The organism is Metabacillus endolithicus, assembly GCF_023078335.1.
In the GTDB taxonomy this organism is placed as follows: Bacteria; Bacillota; Bacilli; order Bacillales; family Bacillaceae; genus Metabacillus; species Metabacillus endolithicus.
Window position 1 is genome coordinate 2,787,484 of sequence record NZ_CP095550.1, and the last position, 22,833, is coordinate 2,810,316.

Here is a 22,833-nt window from a genome sequence, read left to right on the forward strand (position 1 = left end):
AATATATAAGGAGGTGTCCCGATGAAACTTCATGAGTTGAAACCAGCAGAAGGTTCACGTAAAACACGTAATCGTGTTGGTCGTGGTATTGGTTCTGGTAACGGTAAAACAGCTGGTAAAGGTCATAAAGGACAAAATGCTCGTTCTGGTGGTGGAGTTCGTCCTGGATTCGAAGGTGGTCAAACTCCTTTGTTCCAACGCTTACCTAAACGTGGATTCACAAACATCAACCGCAAGGACTTTGCAATTGTTAACCTTGATGTCCTAAACCGTTTCGAAGACGGTACAGAGGTTACTCCAGAGTTATTACTTGAAACAGGCGTTGTAAGTAATGTGAAATCTGGTGTAAAAATCCTTGGTAACGGCCAGTTAGAGAAAAAACTTACTGTAAAAGCTAACAAATTCTCAGCTTCTGCTAAAGAAGCAATTGAATCTGCTGGCGGTACAGCTGAGGTGATCTAATGTTTAAAACAATCTCCAATTTTATGCGCGTGGGTGATATTAGAAGTAAGATCATATTCACCCTTTTAATGTTAGTAGTATTTCGTATTGGTACGTTCATACCTGTGCCTAATGTTAATGCTGATGTGTTAAAGGCCCAGGATGAACTTAACGTGTTCGGAATTCTAAATACATTCGGTGGTGGAGCATTATATAACTTCTCTATTTTAGCGATGGGAATAATGCCATACATTACAGCTTCAATCATCATTCAACTTTTACAGATGGATGTTGTTCCGAAGTTTACTGAATGGTCTAAACAAGGTGAAGTTGGGCGTCGTAAGTTAGCTCAATTTACAAGATACTTTACGATAATATTAGGTTTCATCCAAGCGTTAGGTATGTCTTACGGGTTTAACACCCAATCAGGAGGATTATTAATTAATAACCCTGGTATAGGAACATACTTGTTAATTGCGATTGTATTAACAGCAGGTACAGCATTCTTAATGTGGTTAGGAGAGCAAATCACTTCTAAAGGTGTAGGAAATGGTATTTCCATTATCATCTTTGCAGGGATTGTAGCAGGGATTCCCTCAACTGTTAACCAAATTTATGCACAACAATTCGAAGATGCCGGTGATCAACTTTTCATTAAAATTGTGACAGTTGTCATCTTAATTTTAGCAATATTAGCTGTTGTAGTAGGAACGATCTTTATTCAACAAGCACTTCGTAAAATACCAATTCAATATGCTAAGGGTGCTGGTAACAAAAACATGGGTGGTGGTCATTCGACACACCTACCGTTAAAAGTTAACCCAGCTGGTGTAATTCCTGTTATCTTCGCGGTATCATTTATTATTACACCTCCTACTATTGCATCTTTCTTTGGTCCTAACGATGTGACAGATTGGATATCGAAAACTTTTGATTACACACAGCCAATAGGTATGGTTATCTATGTTGCGTTAATCTTAGCATTTACGTACTTCTATACATTTGTTCAAGTTAATCCTGAACAAATGGCGGATAATTTGAAGAAACAAGGCGGTTATATCCCTGGTATTAGACCAGGTAAGAGCACGCAGGAATATGTTACAAAGGTATTATATCGTTTAACTTTTGTTGGTTCTCTTTTCTTAGCAGCTATAGCTGTTCTTCCTGTTTTCTTCATTAAATTTGCTGATCTTCCTCAATCTGCACAGATTGGTGGAACTAGTTTATTAATTGTTGTCGGTGTTGCACTGGAAACAATGAAACAACTTGAAAGTCAGCTAGTGAAACGTCATTATAAAGGCTTTATTAAATAATGAGGATATGGGAAATCCTTCCCATTCCCTCTAAATAGAGACTGAGGGGGGAATACAAATGAATCTAGTATTAATGGGTCTTCCTGGTGCTGGGAAAGGAACTCAAGCTGAACGTATTGTAGACAAATACGACATCCCTCATATCTCAACAGGAGATATGTTCAGAGCTGCTATGAAAGAAGAAACAGAACTTGGTCTACAAGCTAAGTCTTTCATTGATAAAGGAGAATTAGTTCCCGATGAAGTTACCATTGGTATTGTTCGTGAACGTTTAGGCAAGAATGATTGTCAAAAAGGTTTCCTTTTAGATGGCTTTCCAAGAACAGTAGCTCAAGCAGATGCGCTTGAAGGAATTCTAACAGACCTAAACAAACAGATTGATTATGTCATTAATATACAAGTTAATAAAGATATCCTAATGGAACGATTAACTGGTCGTCGTATCTGTAAACAATGTGGAGCAACTTACCACTTAGTATTTAATCCACCTGCTAACGAAGGTAAGTGTGATAAATGTGGTGGTGAGCTTTACCAACGCGCAGATGATAACGAAGAAACAGTAGCTAATCGTTTAGAAGTGAACCTTCAACAAACACAACCTCTATTAGACTTTTATAATGAAAAAGGTTATTTAAGAAATATAGATGGTGAACAGGATATCGATCTAGTATTTAACGACGTTGATCAACTGGTTGGAGGACTAGGTGCATGATCATTTGTAAGACTCAGCGTGAACTAGAAATTATGCGAGAAGCAGGACGAATTGTCGCTTTAACTCATCAAGAATTAATTAAACACATTAAACCTGGTGTAACGACGAAGGAACTGGATGTAATTGCCGAAAAATTTATTCGTGCACATGATGCAATTCCTTCATTTAAAGGGTATAATGGTTTCCGCGGAAGCATATGTGCTTCAGTAAATGAAGAGCTCGTTCACGGAATACCGGGTGATCGTGTATTAAATGACGGGGATATCATTAGTATCGATATTGGTGCGAAATATAATGGATATCATGGTGATTCAGCTTGGACCTATCCTGTTGGTAAGATTTCTGATGAAGCTCAAAGATTATTAGATGTTACTGAAGAATCTTTATTCAGGGGTCTTAAAGAAGCAAAGCCAGGCGATCGATTATCTAACATTTCTCATGCTATCCAAACATATGTTGAAGAGCATGGCTTCTCAGTTGTGAGAGAGTATGTTGGTCACGGTGTCGGGCAGGAGCTTCATGAAGATCCTCAGATCCCTCATTATGGTCCACCAAATAAAGGTCCTAGGCTAAAGCCGGGAATGGTACTAGCGATAGAACCGATGGTTAATGCAGGTACCCGTTATGTAAGAACCTTGGAAGATGATTGGACTGTTGTAACAGTTGATGGAAAATACTGTGCTCATTTTGAACACACTATTGCTATTACTGAAGATGGTTTTGAGATTCTGACTAAGGCATAATCGATAGGTGACATTGCTTAAAATGATCCGATTATCGTTACCACGTGTATTTAGTTGACTAAGCAAATTGTTTGATCAACTATAAAATATGCGCCAAGATAAGAGGGATATCGTTTTAGCTGACGGAGAAAGCGAGAGTTTTTCTTCATCACCAAGAATGATCTATTAGCGTATCTCCAGAAGTTCAGAACAGTATATTAGAAGCAGGTCGTGTGACAATTAGGTTAAATAATCCTGAGTTTGTCGATGAGCAAGTTACTGATTTGAAGAAGGGAGAACAGTTCAATGGCGAAAGACGATGTAATTGAAGTAGAAGGAACTGTTGTTGAAACATTACCAAACGCAATGTTTAAGGTAGAACTTGAGAACGGTCATACGGTATTAGCGCATGTATCCGGAAAGATTCGCATGCATTTCATTCGTATTTTACCTGGAGACAAAGTTACGGTAGAATTATCTCCATATGATTTAACTCGTGGTAGAATTACGTACCGTTTTAAATAATTTAGCACTCCGTACTACTAAGGAGGTATTAAAATCATGAAGGTCAGACCATCTGTTAAACCGATCTGTGAAAAATGTAAAGTTATCCGCAGAAAAGGCAAAGTCATGGTTATATGTGAGAATCCTAAACATAAGCAAAAACAAGGTTAATATATAAGGAGGTGCAAGCATAATGGCTCGTATTGCAGGTGTTGATATTCCTCGCGACAAACGTGTTGTTATTTCATTAACGTATATTTTCGGGATCGGACGTTCTACTGCTGAAAAAGTTCTAGCTGAAGCTGGAGTTTCTGAAGATACTCGTGTACGTGATTTAACTGAAGAAGAGTTAGGGAAAATTCGTGATGTAATCGATAAGCTTAAAGTTGAGGGTGACCTTCGTCGTGAAATCTCTCTTAACATTAAACGTCTAATCGAAATCGGTTCATTCCGTGGTATCCGTCACCGTCGTGGCTTACCAGTTCGCGGACAAAACACGAAAAACAATGCTCGTACACGTAAGGGACCACGTCGTACAGTAGCAAACAAGAAAAAATAAGGTAAAAGGAGGTTAACCAATAATGGCACGTAAAACGAACACTCGTAAACGTCGTGTGAAAAAGAATATTGAAAGTGGTATTGCTCATATCCGTTCAACATTCAATAACACGATCGTTACTATTACTGATACTCATGGTAATGCAATTTCATGGTCAAGTGCTGGTGCGTTAGGTTTTAGAGGTTCTCGTAAATCCACTCCTTTCGCTGCACAAATGGCTGCAGAAACAGCTGCAAAAGCATCTATGGATCACGGTTTAAAAACTCTAGAAGTTACTGTTAAAGGACCAGGTGCAGGACGTGAAGCTGCAATCCGTTCTCTTCAAGCTGCAGGTCTAGAAGTAACTGCTATCAGAGATGTTACTCCAGTACCACATAATGGATGCCGTCCACCAAAACGTCGTCGTGTGTAAATTTTCTGTATAGATTTTGTATCCCTGTCAATAATGGGTTATGATACAGTATATAAGTTCTAGCAGAAACATTCTGTTGTTGTGCACATTCGGGAACTTTTGAATGGGGAATTTCGGTTAGACATGAATCTATAGAGTCTAGCCGGGGTTTCGACGTTTTGAAGGAGGGTTTATAGATGATAGAAATTGAAAAACCAAAAATCGAAACGGTTGAAATCAGCGATGATGCCAAATATGGTAAATTCGTCGTCGAGCCACTTGAGCGTGGATATGGTACAACTTTGGGTAACTCCTTACGTCGTATTCTTTTATCCTCACTCCCTGGTGCCGCTGTAACATCGATCCAAATAGATGGCGTACTTCATGAGTTTTCAACGATCGAAGGTGTTGTTGAAGATGTTACTTCGATTATCTTAAACATTAAAAAGCTTGCTCTTAAAATCTATTCAGATGAAGAAAAGACGCTAGAAATTGATGTTCAAGGCGAAGGTAGTGTAACTGCATCCGATATTACTCATGATAGTGATGTAGAGATTTTAAATCCAGATCTTCATATTGCAACTCTAGCTTCAGATGCTAGCTTTAGAATGAGGCTAACAGCTAAGCGCGGACGTGGTTATACACCAGCTGATTCTAACAAACGTGAAGACCAGCCGATAGGCGTAATTCCTATTGACTCAATCTTTACACCAGTAGCTCGTGTTTCCTACCAAGTAGAAAAAACACGTGTAGGTCAAGTTGCTAACTATGATAAGTTAACGTTAGACGTTTGGACAGATGGAAGTACAGGGCCGAAAGAAGCAATTGCTTTAGGTTCTAAGATCCTAACAGAACACCTTAATATCTTCGTAGGCTTTACTGATGAAGCTCAAAACGCTGAGATTATGGTTGAAAAAGAAGAGGATCAAAAAGAAAAAGTTCTTGAGATGACGATTGAAGAATTAGATCTATCTGTACGTTCTTACAACTGTTTAAAACGTGCTGGAATTAATACAGTGCAAGAGTTAGCTCATAAAACAGAAGAAGATATGATGAAGGTTCGAAATCTAGGTCGTAAATCTCTTGAAGAAGTTAAGGCAAAATTAGAAGAACTAGGTTTAGGTCTTCGAAAAGACGACTGATGACTAGTTTGTAAAAACTAGCATTTTCGTATGCTATCGGTAAAAATAGCTTGCCTCTATTAAATAACAACATACATTATACAACGAAGGAGGGGACATCTCATGTCATACAGAAAATTAGGCCGTACTAGTGCTCAACGTAAAGCAATGCTACGTGACTTAACTACTGACTTAATCATTAGTGAGCGCATTGAAACAACAGAAGCTCGTGCAAAAGAATTACGTTCTACTGTTGAAAAGATGATCACACTAGGAAAGCGCGGAGACCTTCATGCTCGTCGTTTAGCTGCAGCTTATGTACGTAATGAAGTAGCTGAAGTTGTATCTGTTACAACTGAAGAAGGTAAAGAAAAGGATAAGCCAAAATATGCTTTAGAAAAACTTTTCAGTGATATCGCTCCACGTTACGAAGACCGTCAAGGTGGTTACACTCGTATTATGAAACTTGGACCTCGTCGCGGAGACGGTGCTCCAATGGTCATCATTGAATTAGTTTAATAAGTTTCTTACAAGGGCGTGACAGTTTCATAACTGGATCAATGCCCTTTTTTTATAGGGAAGGAAAATACATTAATAGATTCATCATTAATCACTTTCCTTCCCTTGATACTGTACGAAGAGCTGTGGTCATGATCACGTATAGAAAGATTAGGAGAGACGAGGATGGGTCAGACAATCATCGATGTTGAAAATATAACATTTCACTATCATCAAGAAGCTGCTCCTGCGTTAGAGAATGTATCTATACAGGTTAATAAGGGAGAATGGCTTGCTATTGTTGGTCACAACGGCTCAGGTAAATCAACTCTAGCACGTATATTAAATGGACTATATGTTCCTGATAAAGGAAAGGTTCGAGTATGTGGAGTTGAATTATCTGAAGAGACGATTTGGGATATACGGAAACATGTTGGTATGGTTTTTCAGAATCCTGATAATCAATTTGTTGGCACCACTGTTAAAGATGATGTAGCCTTTGGATTAGAGAATCACGGAGTTGCTAGGGATGAAATGGTAAGGAGAATTGATTGGGCGACAAAAAAGGTTAGCATGGATCAATTTCTTGAACATGAACCGCATCATCTTTCAGGTGGACAAAAACAACGTGTTGCTATTGCAGGAGTCATAGCAGTTCAGCCGGATATCATCATTCTTGATGAAGCAACTTCAATGTTAGATCCACTAGGAAGAGAAGAAGTTATTCAAACTGTTAGAGACCTGAATGATCAGGGAACTTTAACCGTTATCTCCATTACACATGATTTAGAAGAAGCGTCTAAGGCTGATCGAATCATTGTGATGAATGGTGGTAAGAAGTTTGCGGAAGGAACGCCAGATGAAGTATTTAAGCTTGATGATGAGTTAGTTCAGATCGGCTTAGACCTGCCATTTCCTCTACAGTTAAGTAAAAAGTTAAGAGAGCAAGGTATTCCAATTAAGGGGAACCATTTGACTGAAGAAGGGCTGGTGGAAGAGCTATGGACATTACGTTCAAAAATGTAGAACATCGTTATCAAGCACGAACACCATTTGAACGACTTGCACTATATGATATAAACCTTTCTATTAAAAAGGGAACCTATTTGTCCATTATCGGTCACACTGGCTCAGGTAAATCCACCATACTACAACATTTAAATGGTTTGTTAAAGCCTACCAATGGCTCTGTTCAAATTGGTGCTCACATCATTGAGGCGGGGAAAAAACAAAAGAAGCTTAAGGAAGTTAGAAGGCTTGTAGGGATAGTGTTTCAATTTCCGGAACATCAGCTTTTTGAAGAAACGGTTGAGAAAGATATAGCTTTTGGTCCAATGAATTTTGGTGTAAGTGAAGAGGATGCTTTTAAGAAGGCAAAGAAATCCCTAGAAATAGTAGGATTACCTGAATCGATTTTACAGAAGTCACCGTTTGATTTAAGTGGTGGACAAATGCGGAGAGTTGCCATTGCTGGTGTTTTGGCTATGGGGCCTGAGGTTTTAGTTCTCGATGAACCTACTGCAGGTCTAGACCCTAAAGGTCGTAAAGAAATGATGGACTTATTCTATGAACTTCGTCGTGAGCAAAATTTAACGATAATTTTGGTTACTCATAGTATGGAAGATGCCGCAAAATATTCTGATGAAATAATTGTGATGCATAAAGGCACCATTGAAATGAGAGGGACTCCAAGAGAGATCTTTAGTGAAGGAGAGAAGCTTTCAGCAATTGGTCTAGATTTACCTGAAACAGTTAAGCTTCAGCAAAAGCTTGTTGCAAAAGGAATATCTTTAGGTGAGATTCCACTTACTTTAGAGGAAACAGTTGATCAATTGACCTCCCTTATGAAAGGGGTTGGGCAACCTTGATGAACAATATCATTATTGGTAAATATGTACCAGGTTCATCCCTTATTCATAGAATGGATCCTAGGGCCAAACTAATCCTCATCTTTGCTTTTGTGTTTATTGTTTTTATCGCCAATAATTTCCTCACTTATGCTCTTTTAGGTGTATTTACCCTTTTCGTTGTTTTGATGACAAAACTACCTCTTAGGTTTTTAATAAGAGGACTTAGGCCTGTTTTATGGATTATTCTTTTTACCTTTATTCTGCATCTCATAGTGACAAAGGAAGGCGAAGTCTTGATTGACTTAAGATTCCTTAAGATATATGAAGAGGGTCTGAAACAAGGGATCTATATTTCACTTAGGTTTTTATATCTTATTTTAATTACTACGATCCTAACTCTAACTACAACTCCAATTGAAATTACAGATGGTATGGAAAGTCTATTAGGTCCATTTGGTAAACTTGGACTACCTGTCCATGAACTGGCTTTAATGATGTCGATATCTTTAAGATTTATTCCAACACTAATGGAGGAAACGGATAAAATATTAAAGGCACAAATGGCAAGAGGTGTAGACTTTACAGGAGGCCCTGTGAAGGACCGTTTTAAGGCTGTTGTTCCATTGCTTGTTCCTCTCTTTATTAGTGCCTTTAAAAGGGCTGAGGAGCTTGCTACAGCGATGGAAGCTCGTGGATATAATGGGGGAGAAGGAAGAACAAAGCTGCGTCAGTTAAAATGGGGGATACTCGATACTTCTCTTTTAATACTATTAGTGGTTTTAGGAGTAGCCTTACTATATTTACGGACATAGGAGCAAAAGATGAGAGTAAAATGTATTGTATCTTATGACGGAACACAATTCAGTGGATATCAGGTGCAACCTAATAAAAGGACAGTTCAAAGTGAAATAGAGAATTCTCTATTAAAACTTCATAAAGGACAAGCTGTAAAGATTTACGCGTCTGGTAGAACAGATGCACAGGTTCATGCATTAGGCCAGGTTTTTCACTTTGATACACATTTAACCATTCCAAAGGAAAAATGGCCATATGCCTTAAATAGCTTGCTGCCAGATGATATATCGATTAAAGAGGCAGTATACGTAGATGATGATTTTCATTCTAGATTTCATGCGCTAAAGAAAGAATATCGTTACCAAATTAATACGGCTAAAATCCAAGATGTTTTTAAACGACATTATATGTATCATTTCCCATATCACTTAGATGTGGATTTAATGAGGAAAGCATCCCAATATCTTTGTGGTACACATGATTTCACGAGTTTTTGTGTTGCAAAAACAGAAGTGGAAGATAAAGTGAGAACCATATTTTCCATAGATATTGTTAAAAAGGATTCTGATATAATTTTTTCTTTTATTGGTAATGGTTTTTTATATAATATGGTCAGGATTTTAGTAGGAACATTGTTAGAAGTAGGCCAAGGGATTAGAACTCCTGAAAGTATACCAGCAGTAATAAAAGGAAGAGACAGAGGTTTAAGTGGAAAAACTGTCCCGGGTCATGGTTTATATTTATGGAAAGTTTACTATGACAACTAAACCAGGTGTAACATTCCCTTGACATTAGGTTATATACAGTATATTATATCTAATGGTATGTATTTCAACCCCACGAATAAGCCCCGGAAACTTATCGTGTTATGAAATAGAATAGGAACCATCTTTTATTTTAACTAACTAGGAGGAAGAAAATAATGCGTACAACGTTTATGGCAAACGCTGCAAATATCGAACGTAAATGGTACGTAGTAGATGCTGAAGGCAAAACTTTAGGTCGCCTTTCAAGTGAAGTTGCATCTATCCTACGTGGTAAGCACAAACCAACTTACACACCACACGTTGACACTGGAGATCATGTAATTCTAATCAACGCTGATAAAATTGAATTAACAGGTAAAAAATTAACTGATAAAATTTACTACCGTCACAGCCAATTCCCAGGTGGTTTAAAATCTAGAACTGCTTTGGAAATGCGTACGAACTATCCTGAGAAAATGCTTGAATTAGCAATCAAAGGAATGCTTCCAAAAGGTTCATTAGGTCGTCAAATGGCTAAGAAATTACATGTATATGCTGGTAGTGAACATCCACACCAAGCACAACAACCTGAAGTTTACGAACTTCGCGGATAATTATTAAGAGGAGGTAATTAATTTGGCACAGGTTCAATATTACGGTACTGGTCGTCGTAAAAGCTCAGTTGCTCGTGTACGTCTAGTTCCAGGCGAAGGCCGTATCGTTGTAAACAATCGTGATATTAAAGAATATATCCCATCAGCTGCACTTATCGAAGATATTAAACAACCATTACACTTAACTGAAACTGCAGGTAACTATGATGTTCTTGTTAATGTTTCAGGTGGTGGATATGCTGGTCAAGCAGGCGCTATCCGTCATGGTATCTCTCGTGCTTTATTAGAAGCAGATCCAGAATACCGTGCATCACTTAAACGCGCTGGTTTATTAACTCGTGACGCTCGTATGAAAGAACGTAAAAAATACGGTCTTAAAGGCGCTCGTCGTGCACCTCAGTTCTCAAAACGTTAATATTACGTTTCAAAGACTCTCAACCAATTGGTTGGGGGTCTTTTTTATTGTCTTCTTTATATTTGAATTGCCTATTCGACAAAATTCGGGTGGTGCCTGTCACTTTTCATTTCTTGGGAAATAATCTTTATTTCTCATTTTTAAATTCTAGCTGAAATTGGCAGCATTTTTACGAATGAGAAACAGGTAGTGATAAACAATACATATAAGGGAGGCATCTACAATGAATGAAATTATTTCTTTAAAGCAGAAGAGACATCAGAAAGAATTAAAATATGAAAGAAAGATGTTAAGAGAACTTTCTTTAACAGAGATTAAAGGAAAAATTGATGATTGTTTTGGAAGCTTTAATAGTAATTTTAAAAAATCAGTGGTTGAAGATGGATGTATCGATTTTGCTATTGAGGCATTTTTACTTGGTGCAAAGTATAGTAAGTTTGGCTATTACGGTGAATCTATGCAATCAGCCCATAAAAGATGTCAATTAGAAGAGAAAAGGTTAATCGATGATTTATTTGACTACTTTATTACATGGGGCAAAGTAAAAGAAGGAGATTTATCCTTTGAAGAAATTCACTTAGCCTGTGAATATTATATTCATATTTGGTGGAAAGAAGGATATTTAAAAGGTGAAAAAAGATACAAATTAAGACTTCATTAGTTTCTAATAAGATTAATCATATTCCCATCGGTTGTCCCATATATTGAAATTGAGGACGAGCAGGAGGGAATAGGGATGAATAAAAAAATAAAATGGTTAAGCTTTATTGGGGGCTTTGTTTTATTACTTATACTATTTCAGTGGCAATTTTCGGATAACAAATCGTTTGAATCATGGAATTTACCGCTCACTGGTAAGGTGATTTATATTGACCCAGGTCATGGAGGACCAGATGGGGGTGCAGTTGGAAGTGATACCTTAGAAAAGGATATATCTTTAAGTATTTCGTTAATTATAAGAGATTACCTCCAAGAACAAGGTGCACTTGTATTGCTTACGAGAGAAGAAGATGTAGATTTAGCAGATGAAGATACCTCAGGATATAGTCGGAGAAAAGCCGAGGATCTAAAAAAACGGGTAAAGATAATTAATGAATCTGAAGCAGATTTATTTTTAAGTATTCATCTAAATGCAATTCCTTCAGCAAAGTGGAGTGGTGCTCAAACTTTTTATAGTGGAAGATATATTGAAAACGAAAATATTGCAAAGTATATACAAGATGAATTAAGAAGAAATCTTGAAAATACAGAGCGAGTTGCCAAGCCGATTGATGGAGTTTATCTTCTTAAAAATCTTGAAAAGCCAGGTGCTCTAGTTGAAGTAGGGTTTTTATCCAATCCGCAAGAAGAAAAACTACTTCAGACCAAGAGTTATCAAGATAAAGTTGCTGCCTCTATCTATAATGGAGTTTTAAGGTATTTTTCAAATGAGAAAAATCCTCCAGAATAAAGAGCATAGCTAAGCCTGATTTCTTACCTTATCAGAAAATTATGTTATACTGATGTAAACGACTTCATAATAAGGGTGGAATATTATGCTAAGAGAAGAAGCAATAAAAACAGCAATAGGAAAACTAGAAGATCCCTTCTTACATATATCATTAGAAGAATTAAATGCTATTGAGGAAATAAACATAAAGCAGGAAAAACAACATGTTAGTCTGAAAATAGGCATTTCAAAACTAAACACAGCAGAGCAACTTCAATTACAACAAAGGGTTGTTGCGATAGTAAAAGAGCTAGGAGCAGAATCAGTTGGACTTCGTTTTCACGAACTTTCTCAAGAAACAATTGCTGCCTACCAAGATCCTAATGGAAATCAGTCAGATTCTTTATTATCCCCTGGAAATAAAACAACATTTCTTGCAATTGCCAGCGGTAAAGGTGGAGTAGGAAAATCAACAGTGTCGGTTAATCTTGCTGTATCCCTTGCACGTCTAGGGAAAAAGGTAGGATTAATAGATGCAGATATATACGGATTTAGTGTACCTGATATGATGGGAATAACAAAGAGGCCTGCTGTTAAAGGTGAGAAGATCATTCCGGTTGAGAGATTTGGAGTAAAGGTTATCTCAATGGGATTTTTTGTGGAAGATAATGCACCTGTTATTTGGAGAGGTCCAATGCTTGGGAAAATGTTAAATAACTTCTTTAATGAAGTTGAATGGGGAGATTTAGATTATCTCTTATTAGACTTGCCTCCAGGAACAGGTGATGTTGCATTAGATGTTCACTCAATGCTTCCTTCTTGTAAAGAAATCATTGTTTCAACGCCTCATCCTACTGCGGCATTTGTAGCGGCTAGAGCAGGGGCTATGGCATTACAAACTGATCATGAAGTAATTGGTGTTGTAGAAAATATGGCTTATTTTGAAAGTGCCAAAACAGGCGAGAAAGAATATGTATTTGGCCGTGGCGGCGGTGAAAAATTAGCTGAAGAGTTAAGAGTGCCGTTACTAGGGAAAATTCCTTTACAACAACCAGACTGGAATGACGAAGATTTTGCACCATCTGTGTATGCTGCAGACCATCCAATAGGAGTAATATATGATTCAATAGGACAACAACTAACAAAGTTAATTCCAGTTAAAGCATAAAAAAAGCGCTATATTAGCGCTTTTTTTATTGTTAACTACCTCCACCGCCACCTTCTTCTCCACTTCCACCACTTTGTTCGCCGCCGCCACCTTGCTCAGCTTCTTGACCACCACCACTTTGTTGGCCAGCTTCCTCTGCTGCCTTTAACAGAGTTTCCTGAATTTGTGCCTTATATAGTGCTTTAGAAAGGGTTTCTGTAATTACTTCTTGAAGATGTTTTCTAAATTCTTGACTTTTTACAGCGGTAAGGAAGTTCTTTTCCATCTCTGGATCTTTAAATACATCGATAAGCAGTTTCTGATAGTCAGGATCTTTCATTAGCTCTTTAATAACCTTCTCATGTTCATCTTTAATACTGGTTGCAAAGCTTTCAACAAATTTTGGGTCTTCAAATACTTTTTGCCAAAATTTTGTTCCTTCCTCAGAGGTTAAAGTTGTTTTGATTGTTTCTTTCACAACACTTTGGTCCATGATTAAGACCTGTTTCATTTCTTCATCTTTCATGACTTCCTGTAACGCCTTTTTACCATCGTCTGTTTTTAATATATCAACAACCATCTTTTTAGTTTCCTCATAGTCCATCTGTGTGCCTGATTCTTCTCTTGGAGCACACCCAGACATAAAGATAAAAACAGCTAAAGTCATGAGGAGCGAGTATCTCTTCATGGTAATCCAAGCTCCTTTCTATTTGCGTGTTACTATTTATATTTTGATTTAGATGAGAGAATTTATACGAGGAAAATCGTTACGTATGGCTTTTTTAATAAAGGATTGGTAAAATCATAAGGAGTAATATGATGGAGGATATATAAGTGAAAAGTAGAAATTGGGTTCGATTATTTTTAAGTACTTTGCTAGTTGGTGGAGTAGCTACAAGCATTATTGGGTTTCTCCTGAAATGGGAAGAATATAAAGAATTATTTATTACTTTTGATGTACTTGAGATTCTATCTGTTTTATTCTGGTTATTCGGAGTAGGTTTAATTTTTAGCGTGATATCGCAAATGGGTTTTTTCGCTTATTTAACCATACATAGGTTCGGCTTAGGGATATTTAGATCAACTTCTTTATGGAATATTGCTCAGATCCTTTTAATTATTTTTGTTTTATTTGACCTAGTTTACTTCCGATATCAGTTATTCAGTAAAGAGAATGAAGCGTTAACATCTTATCTCTTAATAGCAGGTTATGTCTTTATTGTTGGACTTATAGTTGCTTTCATGAAAAGAAAAGATACGAATAAAGAGGCATTTGTACCAGCTTTATTCTTTATGATTGTCGTAACTGTTATTGAATGGTTTCCAGCATTACGCGTTAACGAAGAGGACTGGCTATTACTCATGCTTATTCCTATTCAAATCTGTAATGCCTACCAGTTATTAATGCTTCCTAAATTTCTTCAGCAAAAAAGGAGCTAACTCCCAAGTTTAGGATCTAACTCTAAAGTAAAGGGATACAAATCATATGATTTGTATCCCTTTTATTTATAATGGCATTTTGAGGGATGATAATTAAACATAAAGGAGATGAAGACCAGAATAAGTATGAGGAACAAGAGAAATGGTCTTCATAAGGGAGATGAAGACCAAAGTCAGCATGATGAAGTCCAAGGGAATGGTCCTCATAAAAATTATATAGAGTAATAATTAATTAAGTCTAACTTCAGCGCCTTCACACCAAAGCGGATAGTCTCATTATTCATAACTTTAAATAAATAAAGTAATCGCACAACACTGCTTCACATGAAACTAAGAAGAAACGCAATATACTTTAAAAAGAAACTATTTAACTTCAGAAGACTTTGTTTGAGCATTGGCGATTAATTCATCGACTGTAACATTTTTTAATCCTTTACTTCTTAACTCCTTAATAATTGTGGGAAGAGCCTCATTTGTTTGTTTAGCTGAATCAGATGCATGCAATAGAACAATATCTCCACCTTTAATAGAAGAAGTGGTATTCTGTACAATTGCTTCAACACCAGGGTTGGTCCAATCATCTGAATCAACACTATAATGCACTACTGTATACCCTTGCTGTGAAGCAATTTTAAGAACATCTTTATTAAAGCCTCCGCTTGGTGGGCGGAGCAATTTAATATCCTTTACACCAAGTTTAGTAAATACCTCTTGAGCCATGGATAGGTCTTTTCGTACTTCATTTGTCTCCAAATCTCGATAATCTTTGTAGTTATATCCCATGCTTCCAATCTGGTGCCCATCTTCTTTAATCCGTTTTACAACATCAGGATGTCTTTCAGCCCATGAAGCAGACAAAAAGAATGTGCTATTTTTTATGTTCTGCTTTTTTAATGTATCAAGAATACTTTCGGCTTTAACATCTCCCCAGCTTATATCAAAGGTTAAAGCAATTTCGTTATTTTTCGTTTCTCCTCGATAAATCGCTTTTGGGCCATCTGATGTTGAGAAAACAGGATAGTTTAATACATTCTCAACATATAGAATTCCGGCAGTGAAAAATGCAGCTAACATAATTAAGGCCAATTGTTTAATTTTCTTAATATGAAATACGTGAAATTGATTCATAACGGTCCTCCTCAGACAACATACTCTTGAGACAAGTCTATGCTTGGACTCTTATTTACATGATTAAAAATAAAATTATATAGAAAGAATGAGTAGGTAGGAGGAGAAAAGAATGATCTACTACTTATTTCATGAAAAGGAAAGGCAAGAAATTGAGCAAATGTTAATAAGGGAGTTATCGGAATTAGATGAGCTTATATACATCAGAGCATCACTCGATGAGGGAAACTGTGTAAAAGAAAGAGCATTATTAGAAAAAAGAGATATACTAGTAAATGTGATGTCTAAAATAACAAAAAAACTTTAAGGATTTTGTTGACCTTCTTTCAAAATGGTGATATATTATAAAACGTCGCTGCTGAGCGACAGTGTTTATCTCTTTTCCGAAAAACTTTTTTAAAAAGATGGTTGACACTAAGTTAGTTAAAATGTTATATTGATAAAGTCGCTTCTGAGAGAACGGCATTAAATGATCTTTGAAAACTAAACAAAACCAAGCGTGCAAAAGTTAATTTCGATTAACAAAAAACGTACTATATAGTACAAATTTTTATGAGCTATATCAACTCTTTATTGGAGAGTTTGATCCTGGCTCAGGACGAACGCTGGCGGCGTGCCTAATACATGCAAGTCGAGCGAATCAAGGGGAGCTTGCTCCCTGAGATTAGCGGCGGACGGGTGAGTAACACGTGGGTAACCTGCCTGTAAGATTGGGATAACTCCGGGAAACCGGAGCTAATACCGGATAATATTTTGAACCGCATGGTTCAAAATTGAAAGATGGTTTCGGCTATCACTTACAGATGGACCCGCGGCGCATTAGCTAGTTGGTGAGGTAACGGCTCACCAAGGCAACGATGCGTAGCCGACCTGAGAGGGTGATCGGCCACACTGGGACTGAGACACGGCCCAGACTCCTACGGGAGGCAGCAGTAGGGAATCTTCCGCAATGGACGAAAGTCTGACGGAGCAACGCCGCGTGAACGATGAAGGCCTTCGGGTCGTAAAGTTCTGTTGTTAGGGAAGAACAAGTACCAGAGTAACTGCTGGTACCTTGACGGTACCTAACCAGAAAGCCACGGCTAACTACGTGCCAGCAGCCGCGGTAATACGTAGGTGGCAAGCGTTGTCCGGAATTATTGGGCGTAAAGCGCGCGCAGGCGGTTTCTTAAGTCTGATGTGAAAGCCCACGGCTCAACCGTGGAGGGTCATTGGAAACTGGGGAACTTGAGTGCAGAAGAGGAGAGTGGAATTCCACGTGTAGCGGTGAAATGCGTAGAGATGTGGAGGAACACCAGTGGCGAAGGCGACTCTCTGGTCTGTAACTGACGCTGAGGCGCGAAAGCGTGGGGAGCGAACAGGATTAGATACCCTGGTAGTCCACGCCGTAAACGATGAGTGCTAAGTGTTAGAGGGTTTCCGCCCTTTAGTGCTGCAGCAAACGCATTAAGCACTCCGCCTGGGGAGTACGGTCGCAAGACTGAAACTCAAAGGAATTGACGGGGGCCCGCACAAGCGGTGGAGCATGTGGTTTAATTCGAAGCAACGCGAAGAACCTTACCAGGTCTTGACATCCTTCGCTACTTCTAGAGATAGAAGGTTCCCCTTCGGGGGACGAAGTGACAGGTGGTGCATGGTTGTCGTCAGCTCGTGTCGTGAGATGTTGGGTTAAGTCCCGCAACGAGCGCAACCCTTGATCTTAGTTGCCAGCATTAAGTTGGGCACTCTAAGGTGACTGCCGGTGACAAACCGGAGGAAGGTGGGGATGACGTCAAATCATCATGCCCCTTATGACCTGGGCTTACACACGTGCTACAATGGATGGTACAAAGGGCTGCAAGACCGCGAGGTCAAGCCAATCCCATAAAACCATTCTCAGTTCGGATTGCAGGCTGCAACTCGCCTGCATGAAGCCGGAATCGCTAGTAATCGCGGATCAGCATGCCGCGGTGAATACGTTCCCGGGCCTTGTACACACCGCCCGTCACACCACGAGAGTTTGTAACACCCGAAGTCGGTGGGGTAACCGTAAGGAGCCAGCCGCCTAAGGTGGGACAGATGATTGGGGTGAAGTCGTAACAAGGTAGCCGTATCGGAAGGTGCGGCTGGATCACCTCCTTTCTAAGGAAAATGGAGCACGCTTGGTATTTTGTTTAGTTTTGAGAGATCATACTGATCTTTCTATATAAGTAAGACTCAATACATAGGAGTCTAAATGCAGATTGCATTTGAACATCCTGTGTTTTATGTTCCTTGAAAACTAGATAACGAAAACAATTCAAGTAATTCACTGAGTTTAAACGCTTAGTTTAGTGATTCTCTTAATAATTGATTTAAACGACATCTTCGATGTCAAAGGTTAAGTTGTTAAGGGCGCACGGTGGATGCCTTGGCACTAGGAGCCGATGAAGGACGGTACTAACACCGATATGCTTCGGGGAGCTGTAAGTAAGCTTTGATCCGGAGATTTCCGAATGGGGAAACCCACTGCTCGTAATGGAGTAGTATTTTTACCTGAATACATAGGGTATTAAAGGCAGACCCGGGGAACTGAAACATCTAAGTACCCGGAGGAAGAGAAAGCAAACGCGATTTCCTGAGTAGCGGCGAGCGAAACGGAAGAAGTTTCAAACCAAGAGGCTTGCCTCTTGGGGTTGTAGGACACTCTATACGGAGTTACAAAGGAACGGAGTAAATGAAGAGGTCTGGAAAGGCCCGTCAAAGAAGGTAACAACCCTGTAGTTGAAACTTCGTTCCCTCCAGAGTGGATCCTGAGTACGGCGGGACACGTGAAATCCCGTCGGAAGCAGGGAGGACCATCTCCCAAGGCTAAATACTCCCTAGTGACCGATAGTGAACCAGTACCGTGAGGGAAAGGTGAAAAGCACCCCGGAAGGGGAGTGAAAGAGATCCTGAAACCGTGTGCCTACAAGTAGTCAAAGCCCGTTAATGGGTAATGGCGTGCCTTTTGTAGAATGAACCGGCGAGTTACGATCCCGTGCAAGGTTAAGTTGATAAGACGGAGCCGCAGCGAAAGCGAGTCTGAATAGGGCGAAAGAGTACGTGGTCGTAGACCCGAAACCAGGTGATCTACCCATGTCCAGGGTGAAGTTCAGGTAACACTGAATGGAGGCCCGAACCCACGCACGTTGAAAAGTGCGGGGATGAGGTGTGGGTAGCGGAGAAATTCCAATCGAACTTGGAGATAGCTGGTTCTCTCCGAAATAGCTTTAGGGCTAGCCTTGAAATGAGAGTCTTGGAGGTAGAGCACTGATTGGACTAGGGGCCCCCATCGGGTTACCGAATTCAGTCAAACTCCGAATGCCAAAGACTTATGTTCAGGAGTCAGACTGCGAGTGATAAGATCCGTAGTCAAGAGGGAAACAGCCCAGACCACCAGCTAAGGTCCCAAAGTATACGTTAAGTGGAAAAGGATGTGGAGTTGCTTAGACAACCAGGATGTTGGCTTAGAAGCAGCCACCATTTAAAGAGTGCGTAATAGCTCACTGGTCGAGTGACTCTGCGCCGAAAATGTACCGGGGCCTAAACGTATCACCGAAGCTGTGGACTGTTCTTACGAACAGTGGTAGGAGAGCGTTCTAAGGGCTGTGAAGCCAGACCGTAAGGACTGGTGGAGCGCTTAGAAGTGAGAATGCCGGTATGAGTAGCGAAAGAGGGGTGAGAATCCCCTCCACCGAATGCCTAAGGTTTCCTGAGGAAGGCTCGTCCGCTCAGGGTAAGTCGGGACCTAAGCCGAGGCCGAAAGGCGTAGGCGATGGCCAACAGGTTGAAATTCCTGTACCACCTCCTCACCATTTGAGCAATGGGGGGACGCAGAAGGATAGGGTAAGCGCGCTGTTGGATATGCGCGTCCAAGCAGTTAGGCTGACAACGAGGCAAATCCCGTTGTCACATAAGGCTGAGCTGTGATGGCGAGGGAACTATAGTACCGAAGTTCCTGATTCCACACTGCCAAGAAAAGCCTCTAGCGAGGTGAGAGGTGCCCGTACCGCAAACCGACACAGGTAGGCGAGGAGAGAATCCTAAGGTGAGCGAGAGAACTCTCGTTAAGGAACTCGGCAAAATGACCCCGTAACTTCGGGAGAAGGGGTGCTTTTTAGGGTGAATAGCCCGGAAAAGCCGCAGTGAATAGGCCCAGGCGACTGTTTAGCAAAAACACAGGTCTCTGCGAAGCCGCAAGGCGAAGTATAGGGGCTGACGCCTGCCCGGTGCTGGAAGGTTAAGGGGAGAGGTTAGCGCAAGCGAAGCTTTGAACCGAAGCCCCAGTAAACGGCGGCCGTAACTATAACGGTCCTAAGGTAGCGAAATTCCTTGTCGGGTAAGTTCCGACCCGCACGAAAGGCGTAACGATCTGGGCACTGTCTCAACGAGAGACTCGGTGAAATTATAGTACCTGTGAAGATGCAGGTTACCCGCGACAGGACGGAAAGACCCCGTGGAGCTTTACTGTAGCCTGATATTGAATTTTGGTACAGCTTGTACAGGATAGGTAGGAGCCTGAGAAGCCGGAGCGCTAGCTTCGGTGGAGGCGTCGGTGGGATACTACCCTGGCTGTATTGAAATTCTAACCCACAGCCCCTGATCGGGCTGGGAGACAGTGTCAGGTGGGCAGTTTGACTGGGGCGGTCGCCTCCTAAAATGTAACGGAGGCGCCCAAAGGTTCCCTCAGAATGGTTGGAAATCATTCGTAGAGTGTAAAGGCACAAGGGAGCTTGACTGCGAGACCTACAAGTCGAGCAGGGACGAAAGTCGGGCTTAGTGATCCGGTGGTTCCGCATGGAAGGGCCATCGCTCAACGGATAAAAGCTACCCCGGGGATAACAGGCTTATCTCCCCCAAGAGTCCACATCGACGGGGAGGTTTGGCACCTCGATGTCGGCTCATCGCATCCTGGGGCTGTAGTCGGTCCCAAGGGTTGGGCTGTTCGCCCATTAAAGCGGTACGCGAGCTGGGTTCAGAACGTCGTGAGACAGTTCGGTCCCTATCCGTCGTGGGCGTAGGAAATTTGAGAGGAGCTGTCCTTAGTACGAGAGGACCGGGATGGACGCACCGCTGGTGTACCAGTTGTCTTGCCAAAGGCATAGCTGGGTAGCTATGTGCGGAAGGGATAAGTGCTGAAAGCATCTAAGCATGAAGCCCCCCTCAAGATGAGATTTCCCATAGCATTAGCTAGTAAGATCCCTGAAAGATGATCAGGTTGATAGGTCAGAGGTGGAAGCGCGGTGACGTGTGGAGCTGACTGATACTAATCGATCGAGGACTTAACCTAATGAAAGAGCGTTAGCTCAGTGAATTGAATTGTGATTCGTTATCTAGTTTTGAAGGAATATATAAGTGAAAAAACACTTGAAATCTTCATATAATTTAGTATAATAGTTTTTGTCACATTGTCTGGTAATGATGGCGAAGAGGTCACACCCGTTCCCATGCCGAACACGGAAGTTAAGCTCTTCAGCGCCGATGGTAGTTGGGGGTTTCCCCCTGTGAGAGTAGGACGTTGCCAGGCTTTGGATTGTTCCGCAGTAGCTCAGTGGTAGAGCTATCGGCTGTTAACCGATCGGTCGCAGGTTCGAGTCCTGCCTGCGGAGCCATTGCTTCCATAGCTCAGTTGGTAGAGCACTTCCATGGTAAGGAAGAGGTCACCGGTTCGAGCCCGGTTGGAAGCTTAGATGAAAAGATTAAATATGGCCCATTGGTCAAGCGGTTAAGACACCGCCCTTTCACGGCGGTAACACGGGTTCGAATCCCGTATGGGTCACCATAGTTTTTCGCGCTAGCGGAAATAACTTACCTTAATGAAATTCATAAATTATATGTTATTTTGGAGGATTAGCTCAGCTGGGAGAGCACCTGCCTTACAAGCAGGGGGTCGGCGGTTCGATCCCGTCATCCTCCACCATTTTAGTAGTGAGAGATGAGAAGTCGGAAGTCAGAAAACAACTGACAATTTGAAGTGTTAAGATATCGTAATCTGACCTCACAGATCTGACATCTCACATCCAGTATGCCGGTGTAGCTCAACTGGTAGAGCAACTGACTTGTAATCAGTAGGTTGGGGGTTCAAGTCCTCTCGCCGGCACTCTTACAAATGGAGGGGTAGCGAAGTGGCTAAACGCGGCGGACTGTAAATCCGCTCCTTAGGGTTCGGCAGTTCGAATCTGCCCCCCTCCACCATTTTATAGATAGACAGCAAAATGGAGACATTTGAAGTTTATCGTAAAAATGTTTAATGGTTTGTGAATAACTTCACTAACGAGTGGGAATAATGAAATTAAAGTGAAGTATCAAACGACAGTATAAAAAGCTATAAACAATACTTAGTTGTCGACGATATTTCGCAATATTTACTGCCGGAAATATTAAAAATATTCTCTTGCGGTGAGGATTCATGAAGAAGTTTCGAAGAAGCTATTCATGAAGGTTAATCATTGGGCTATAGCCAAGCGGTAAGGCATCGCACTTTGACTGCGACATGCGTTGGTTCGAATCCAGCTAGCCCAGCCATTAGAGCCATTAGCTCAGTTGGTAGAGCATCTGACTTTTAATCAGAGGGTCGAAGGTTCGAGTCCTTCATGGCTCATTATTTGCGGAAGTAGTTCAGTGGTAGAACACCACCTTGCCAAGGTGGGGGTCGCGGGTTCGAATCCCGTCTTCCGCTCCATACGGCACCATGGGGCCTTAGCTCAGCTGGGAGAGCGCCTGCTTTGCACGCAGGAGGTCAGCGGTTCGATCCCGCTAGGCTCCACCATAAATATAATAATTATAAATTTGATACATAAAGCGATAAACACTGTTTATCGCTTTTTTAATGTATTAGAAACTACTATAAACAATTAGAAAGAAGAATACTGAAAAAGTATATCTAAATAGCAAAAAAACTAGAAACTTTTCTCCTTTCATTCTCCAAAATTTGTTAAAATAAGGATTGTGAAAAAAAGTGAAACCTTAGTGGTATCTAATTCGTATAAAAAGAGACCCGCAGAGTGC

General features: G+C 40.5%; 23 protein-coding genes, 10 tRNA genes and 3 rRNA genes. 34 read left to right on the top strand and 2 right to left on the bottom strand.

Annotated features, from left to right (window positions below):
* Positions 1-21 precede the first annotated feature (21 nt).
* The 19 genes from rplO (at position 22) to MVE64_RS14390 (ending at position 13,278) form a co-directional block, all read left to right on the top strand.
* Entirely contained in the window at positions 22-462 is a 441-nt protein-coding gene (gene rplO / locus MVE64_RS14295; RefSeq protein WP_026561238.1) for a 50S ribosomal protein L15, read from the top strand.
* Positions 462-1,754 (top strand): preprotein translocase subunit SecY, encoded by a 1,293-nt coding sequence (secY, locus tag MVE64_RS14300; protein WP_098798309.1) that lies wholly within the window; start codon positions 462-464, stop codon positions 1,752-1,754. The genes rplO and secY overlap by 1 nt, the downstream gene beginning before the upstream one ends.
* Positions 1,755-1,812: 58 nt before the next feature.
* Positions 1,813-2,466, top strand: coding sequence for an adenylate kinase (locus MVE64_RS14305; protein WP_098798308.1), 654 nt, complete (start codon positions 1,813-1,815; stop codon positions 2,464-2,466).
* The gene (gene map / locus MVE64_RS14310) at positions 2,463-3,209 is read left to right on the top strand and encodes a type I methionyl aminopeptidase (RefSeq protein WP_098798307.1); all 747 of its coding nucleotides are present in this window, start codon (positions 2,463-2,465) and stop codon (positions 3,207-3,209) included. Before MVE64_RS14305 ends, map begins: the two co-directional genes overlap by 4 nt.
* A gap of 285 nt (positions 3,210-3,494) precedes the next feature.
* Positions 3,495-3,713 (top strand): translation initiation factor IF-1, encoded by a 219-nt coding sequence (gene infA, locus MVE64_RS14320; RefSeq protein WP_003348578.1) that lies wholly within the window; start codon positions 3,495-3,497, stop codon positions 3,711-3,713.
* 36 nt (positions 3,714-3,749) lie between these two features.
* Positions 3,750-3,863, top strand: a complete 114-nt coding sequence (rpmJ, locus tag MVE64_RS14325) for a 50S ribosomal protein L36 (protein WP_003156543.1) — start codon at positions 3,750-3,752, stop codon at positions 3,861-3,863.
* A 22-nt stretch (positions 3,864-3,885) separates the two neighbouring features.
* Positions 3,886-4,251: a 30S ribosomal protein S13 gene (gene rpsM, locus MVE64_RS14330; RefSeq protein WP_098798306.1), complete on the top strand. Its 366-nt coding sequence runs from the start codon at positions 3,886-3,888 to the stop codon at positions 4,249-4,251.
* A 22-nt stretch (positions 4,252-4,273) separates the two neighbouring features.
* A complete protein-coding gene (gene rpsK, locus MVE64_RS14335) occupies positions 4,274-4,663 on the top strand; it encodes a 30S ribosomal protein S11 (protein ID WP_098798305.1) in 390 nt (129 codons plus the stop codon).
* 176 nt (positions 4,664-4,839) lie between these two features.
* Positions 4,840-5,784: a DNA-directed RNA polymerase subunit alpha gene (locus MVE64_RS14340; protein WP_247339067.1), complete on the top strand. Its 945-nt coding sequence runs from the start codon at positions 4,840-4,842 to the stop codon at positions 5,782-5,784.
* 102 nt (positions 5,785-5,886) lie between these two features.
* Positions 5,887-6,282 (top strand): 50S ribosomal protein L17, encoded by a 396-nt coding sequence (gene rplQ, locus MVE64_RS14345; protein ID WP_098798303.1) that lies wholly within the window; start codon positions 5,887-5,889, stop codon positions 6,280-6,282.
* A 165-nt stretch (positions 6,283-6,447) separates the two neighbouring features.
* A complete protein-coding gene (locus MVE64_RS14350; protein WP_247339068.1) occupies positions 6,448-7,287 on the top strand; it encodes an energy-coupling factor ABC transporter ATP-binding protein in 840 nt (279 codons plus the stop codon).
* A complete protein-coding gene (locus tag MVE64_RS14355; protein ID WP_247339069.1) occupies positions 7,263-8,129 on the top strand; it encodes an energy-coupling factor ABC transporter ATP-binding protein in 867 nt (288 codons plus the stop codon). Before MVE64_RS14350 ends, MVE64_RS14355 begins: the two co-directional genes overlap by 25 nt.
* Complete coding sequence (locus MVE64_RS14360) at positions 8,126-8,923, top strand: energy-coupling factor transporter transmembrane component T family protein (RefSeq protein WP_247339070.1); 798 nt, start codon at positions 8,126-8,128, stop codon at positions 8,921-8,923. Before MVE64_RS14355 ends, MVE64_RS14360 begins: the two co-directional genes overlap by 4 nt.
* Before the next feature lie 9 nt (positions 8,924-8,932).
* Positions 8,933-9,673 carry a tRNA pseudouridine(38-40) synthase TruA gene (gene truA, locus MVE64_RS14365; RefSeq protein ID WP_247339071.1) on the top strand — a complete coding sequence of 247 codons (741 nt, stop codon included), beginning with the start codon at positions 8,933-8,935 and terminating at the stop codon, positions 9,671-9,673.
* A 155-nt stretch (positions 9,674-9,828) separates the two neighbouring features.
* Positions 9,829-10,266, top strand: a complete 438-nt coding sequence (gene rplM, locus MVE64_RS14370; RefSeq protein ID WP_098798298.1) for a 50S ribosomal protein L13 — start codon at positions 9,829-9,831, stop codon at positions 10,264-10,266.
* 22 nt (positions 10,267-10,288) lie between these two features.
* Positions 10,289-10,681 carry a 30S ribosomal protein S9 gene (gene rpsI / locus MVE64_RS14375; protein WP_098798297.1) on the top strand — a complete coding sequence of 131 codons (393 nt, stop codon included), beginning with the start codon at positions 10,289-10,291 and terminating at the stop codon, positions 10,679-10,681.
* Between the two features lie 223 nt (positions 10,682-10,904).
* Positions 10,905-11,342 (top strand): DUF2521 family protein, encoded by a 438-nt coding sequence (locus MVE64_RS14380; RefSeq protein ID WP_247339072.1) that lies wholly within the window; start codon positions 10,905-10,907, stop codon positions 11,340-11,342.
* Between the two features lie 75 nt (positions 11,343-11,417).
* Positions 11,418-12,131 (top strand): N-acetylmuramoyl-L-alanine amidase CwlD, encoded by a 714-nt coding sequence (gene cwlD / locus MVE64_RS14385; protein WP_247339074.1) that lies wholly within the window; start codon positions 11,418-11,420, stop codon positions 12,129-12,131.
* Between the two features lie 85 nt (positions 12,132-12,216).
* Complete coding sequence (locus tag MVE64_RS14390) at positions 12,217-13,278, top strand: Mrp/NBP35 family ATP-binding protein (protein WP_247339076.1); 1,062 nt, start codon at positions 12,217-12,219, stop codon at positions 13,276-13,278.
* A gap of 31 nt (positions 13,279-13,309) precedes the next feature.
* Here MVE64_RS14390 and gerD read toward each other — a convergent pair whose 3' ends face one another.
* Positions 13,310-13,945 (bottom strand): spore germination lipoprotein GerD, encoded by a 636-nt coding sequence (gene gerD, locus MVE64_RS14395; RefSeq protein WP_247339084.1) that lies wholly within the window; start codon positions 13,943-13,945, stop codon positions 13,310-13,312.
* Positions 13,946-14,091: 146 nt separating this feature from the next.
* On the opposite strand from gerD, the gene MVE64_RS14400 reads away from it, so the two are divergent.
* Entirely contained in the window at positions 14,092-14,697 is a 606-nt protein-coding gene (locus MVE64_RS14400) for a KinB-signaling pathway activation protein (RefSeq protein ID WP_247339086.1), read from the top strand.
* 363 nt (positions 14,698-15,060) lie between these two features.
* On the opposite strand, the gene pdaB is transcribed toward MVE64_RS14400, so the two are convergent.
* Entirely contained in the window at positions 15,061-15,825 is a 765-nt protein-coding gene (gene pdaB / locus MVE64_RS14405) for a polysaccharide deacetylase family sporulation protein PdaB (RefSeq protein ID WP_247339088.1), read from the bottom strand.
* A gap of 112 nt (positions 15,826-15,937) precedes the next feature.
* Here pdaB and MVE64_RS14410 point away from each other — a divergent pair, with 112 nt between their 5' ends.
* The 14 genes from MVE64_RS14410 to MVE64_RS14475 all read left to right on the top strand — a co-directional run bounded on the left by MVE64_RS14410 (position 15,938) and on the right by MVE64_RS14475 (position 22,594).
* Complete coding sequence (locus MVE64_RS14410) at positions 15,938-16,132, top strand: hypothetical protein (protein WP_247339099.1); 195 nt, start codon at positions 15,938-15,940, stop codon at positions 16,130-16,132.
* 263 nt (positions 16,133-16,395) lie between these two features.
* Positions 16,396-17,946 (top strand): 16S ribosomal RNA (locus MVE64_RS14415).
* A gap of 236 nt (positions 17,947-18,182) precedes the next feature.
* Positions 18,183-21,115, top strand: a 23S ribosomal RNA gene (locus MVE64_RS14420).
* A gap of 121 nt (positions 21,116-21,236) precedes the next feature.
* Positions 21,237-21,352: ribosomal RNA gene (gene rrf, locus MVE64_RS14425) — 5S ribosomal RNA — on the top strand.
* Together the 16S, 23S and 5S rRNA genes with 10 tRNA genes alongside form the textbook arrangement of a ribosomal RNA operon.
* A 10-nt stretch (positions 21,353-21,362) precedes the next feature.
* Positions 21,363-21,437 (top strand) — tRNA-Asn (locus MVE64_RS14430).
* 2 nt (positions 21,438-21,439) lie between these two features.
* Positions 21,440-21,512 (top strand) — tRNA-Thr (locus MVE64_RS14435).
* 20 nt (positions 21,513-21,532) lie between these two features.
* Positions 21,533-21,607, top strand: a tRNA-Glu gene (locus MVE64_RS14440).
* Positions 21,608-21,669: 62 nt separating this feature from the next.
* A tRNA-Val gene (locus tag MVE64_RS14445) sits at positions 21,670-21,745 on the top strand.
* A gap of 107 nt (positions 21,746-21,852) precedes the next feature.
* Positions 21,853-21,925 (top strand) — tRNA-Thr (locus MVE64_RS14450).
* Positions 21,926-21,936: 11 nt separating this feature from the next.
* Positions 21,937-22,020 (top strand) — tRNA-Tyr (locus tag MVE64_RS14455).
* Between the two features lie 255 nt (positions 22,021-22,275).
* Positions 22,276-22,350: transfer RNA gene (locus tag MVE64_RS14460), tRNA-Gln, on the top strand.
* A 3-nt stretch (positions 22,351-22,353) separates the two neighbouring features.
* Positions 22,354-22,426 (top strand) — tRNA-Lys (locus MVE64_RS14465).
* Positions 22,427-22,432: 6 nt separating this feature from the next.
* Positions 22,433-22,507 (top strand) — tRNA-Gly (locus MVE64_RS14470).
* 11 nt (positions 22,508-22,518) lie between these two features.
* Positions 22,519-22,594: transfer RNA gene (locus MVE64_RS14475), tRNA-Ala, on the top strand.
* Positions 22,595-22,833: the final 239 nt, after the last annotated feature.

Bases quoted from the DNA above. Each gene is read 5' to 3' on its own strand.
- rplO (WP_026561238.1), top strand. From the start codon at position 22: ATGAAACTTCATGAGTTGAAACCAGCAGAAGGTTCACGTAAAACACGT.
- secY (WP_098798309.1), top strand. From the start codon at position 462: ATGTTTAAAACAATCTCCAATTTTATGCGCGTGGGTGATATTAGAAGT.
- MVE64_RS14305 (WP_098798308.1), top strand. From the start codon at position 1,813: ATGAATCTAGTATTAATGGGTCTTCCTGGTGCTGGGAAAGGAACTCAA.
- map (WP_098798307.1), top strand. From the start codon at position 2,463: ATGATCATTTGTAAGACTCAGCGTGAACTAGAAATTATGCGAGAAGCA.
- infA (WP_003348578.1), top strand. From the start codon at position 3,495: ATGGCGAAAGACGATGTAATTGAAGTAGAAGGAACTGTTGTTGAAACA.
- rpmJ (WP_003156543.1), top strand. From the start codon at position 3,750: ATGAAGGTCAGACCATCTGTTAAACCGATCTGTGAAAAATGTAAAGTT.
- rpsM (WP_098798306.1), top strand. From the start codon at position 3,886: ATGGCTCGTATTGCAGGTGTTGATATTCCTCGCGACAAACGTGTTGTT.
- rpsK (WP_098798305.1), top strand. From the start codon at position 4,274: ATGGCACGTAAAACGAACACTCGTAAACGTCGTGTGAAAAAGAATATT.
- MVE64_RS14340 (WP_247339067.1), top strand. From the start codon at position 4,840: ATGATAGAAATTGAAAAACCAAAAATCGAAACGGTTGAAATCAGCGAT.
- rplQ (WP_098798303.1), top strand. From the start codon at position 5,887: ATGTCATACAGAAAATTAGGCCGTACTAGTGCTCAACGTAAAGCAATG.
- MVE64_RS14350 (WP_247339068.1), top strand. From the start codon at position 6,448: ATGGGTCAGACAATCATCGATGTTGAAAATATAACATTTCACTATCAT.
- MVE64_RS14355 (WP_247339069.1), top strand. From the start codon at position 7,263: ATGGACATTACGTTCAAAAATGTAGAACATCGTTATCAAGCACGAACA.
- truA (WP_247339071.1), top strand. From the start codon at position 8,933: ATGAGAGTAAAATGTATTGTATCTTATGACGGAACACAATTCAGTGGA.
- rplM (WP_098798298.1), top strand. From the start codon at position 9,829: ATGCGTACAACGTTTATGGCAAACGCTGCAAATATCGAACGTAAATGG.
- MVE64_RS14380 (WP_247339072.1), top strand. From the start codon at position 10,905: ATGAATGAAATTATTTCTTTAAAGCAGAAGAGACATCAGAAAGAATTA.
- cwlD (WP_247339074.1), top strand. From the start codon at position 11,418: ATGAATAAAAAAATAAAATGGTTAAGCTTTATTGGGGGCTTTGTTTTA.
- MVE64_RS14390 (WP_247339076.1), top strand. From the start codon at position 12,217: ATGCTAAGAGAAGAAGCAATAAAAACAGCAATAGGAAAACTAGAAGAT.
- gerD (WP_247339084.1), bottom strand. From the start codon at position 13,945: ATGAAGAGATACTCGCTCCTCATGACTTTAGCTGTTTTTATCTTTATG.
- pdaB (WP_247339088.1), bottom strand. From the start codon at position 15,825: ATGAATCAATTTCACGTATTTCATATTAAGAAAATTAAACAATTGGCC.
- MVE64_RS14410 (WP_247339099.1), top strand. From the start codon at position 15,938: ATGATCTACTACTTATTTCATGAAAAGGAAAGGCAAGAAATTGAGCAA.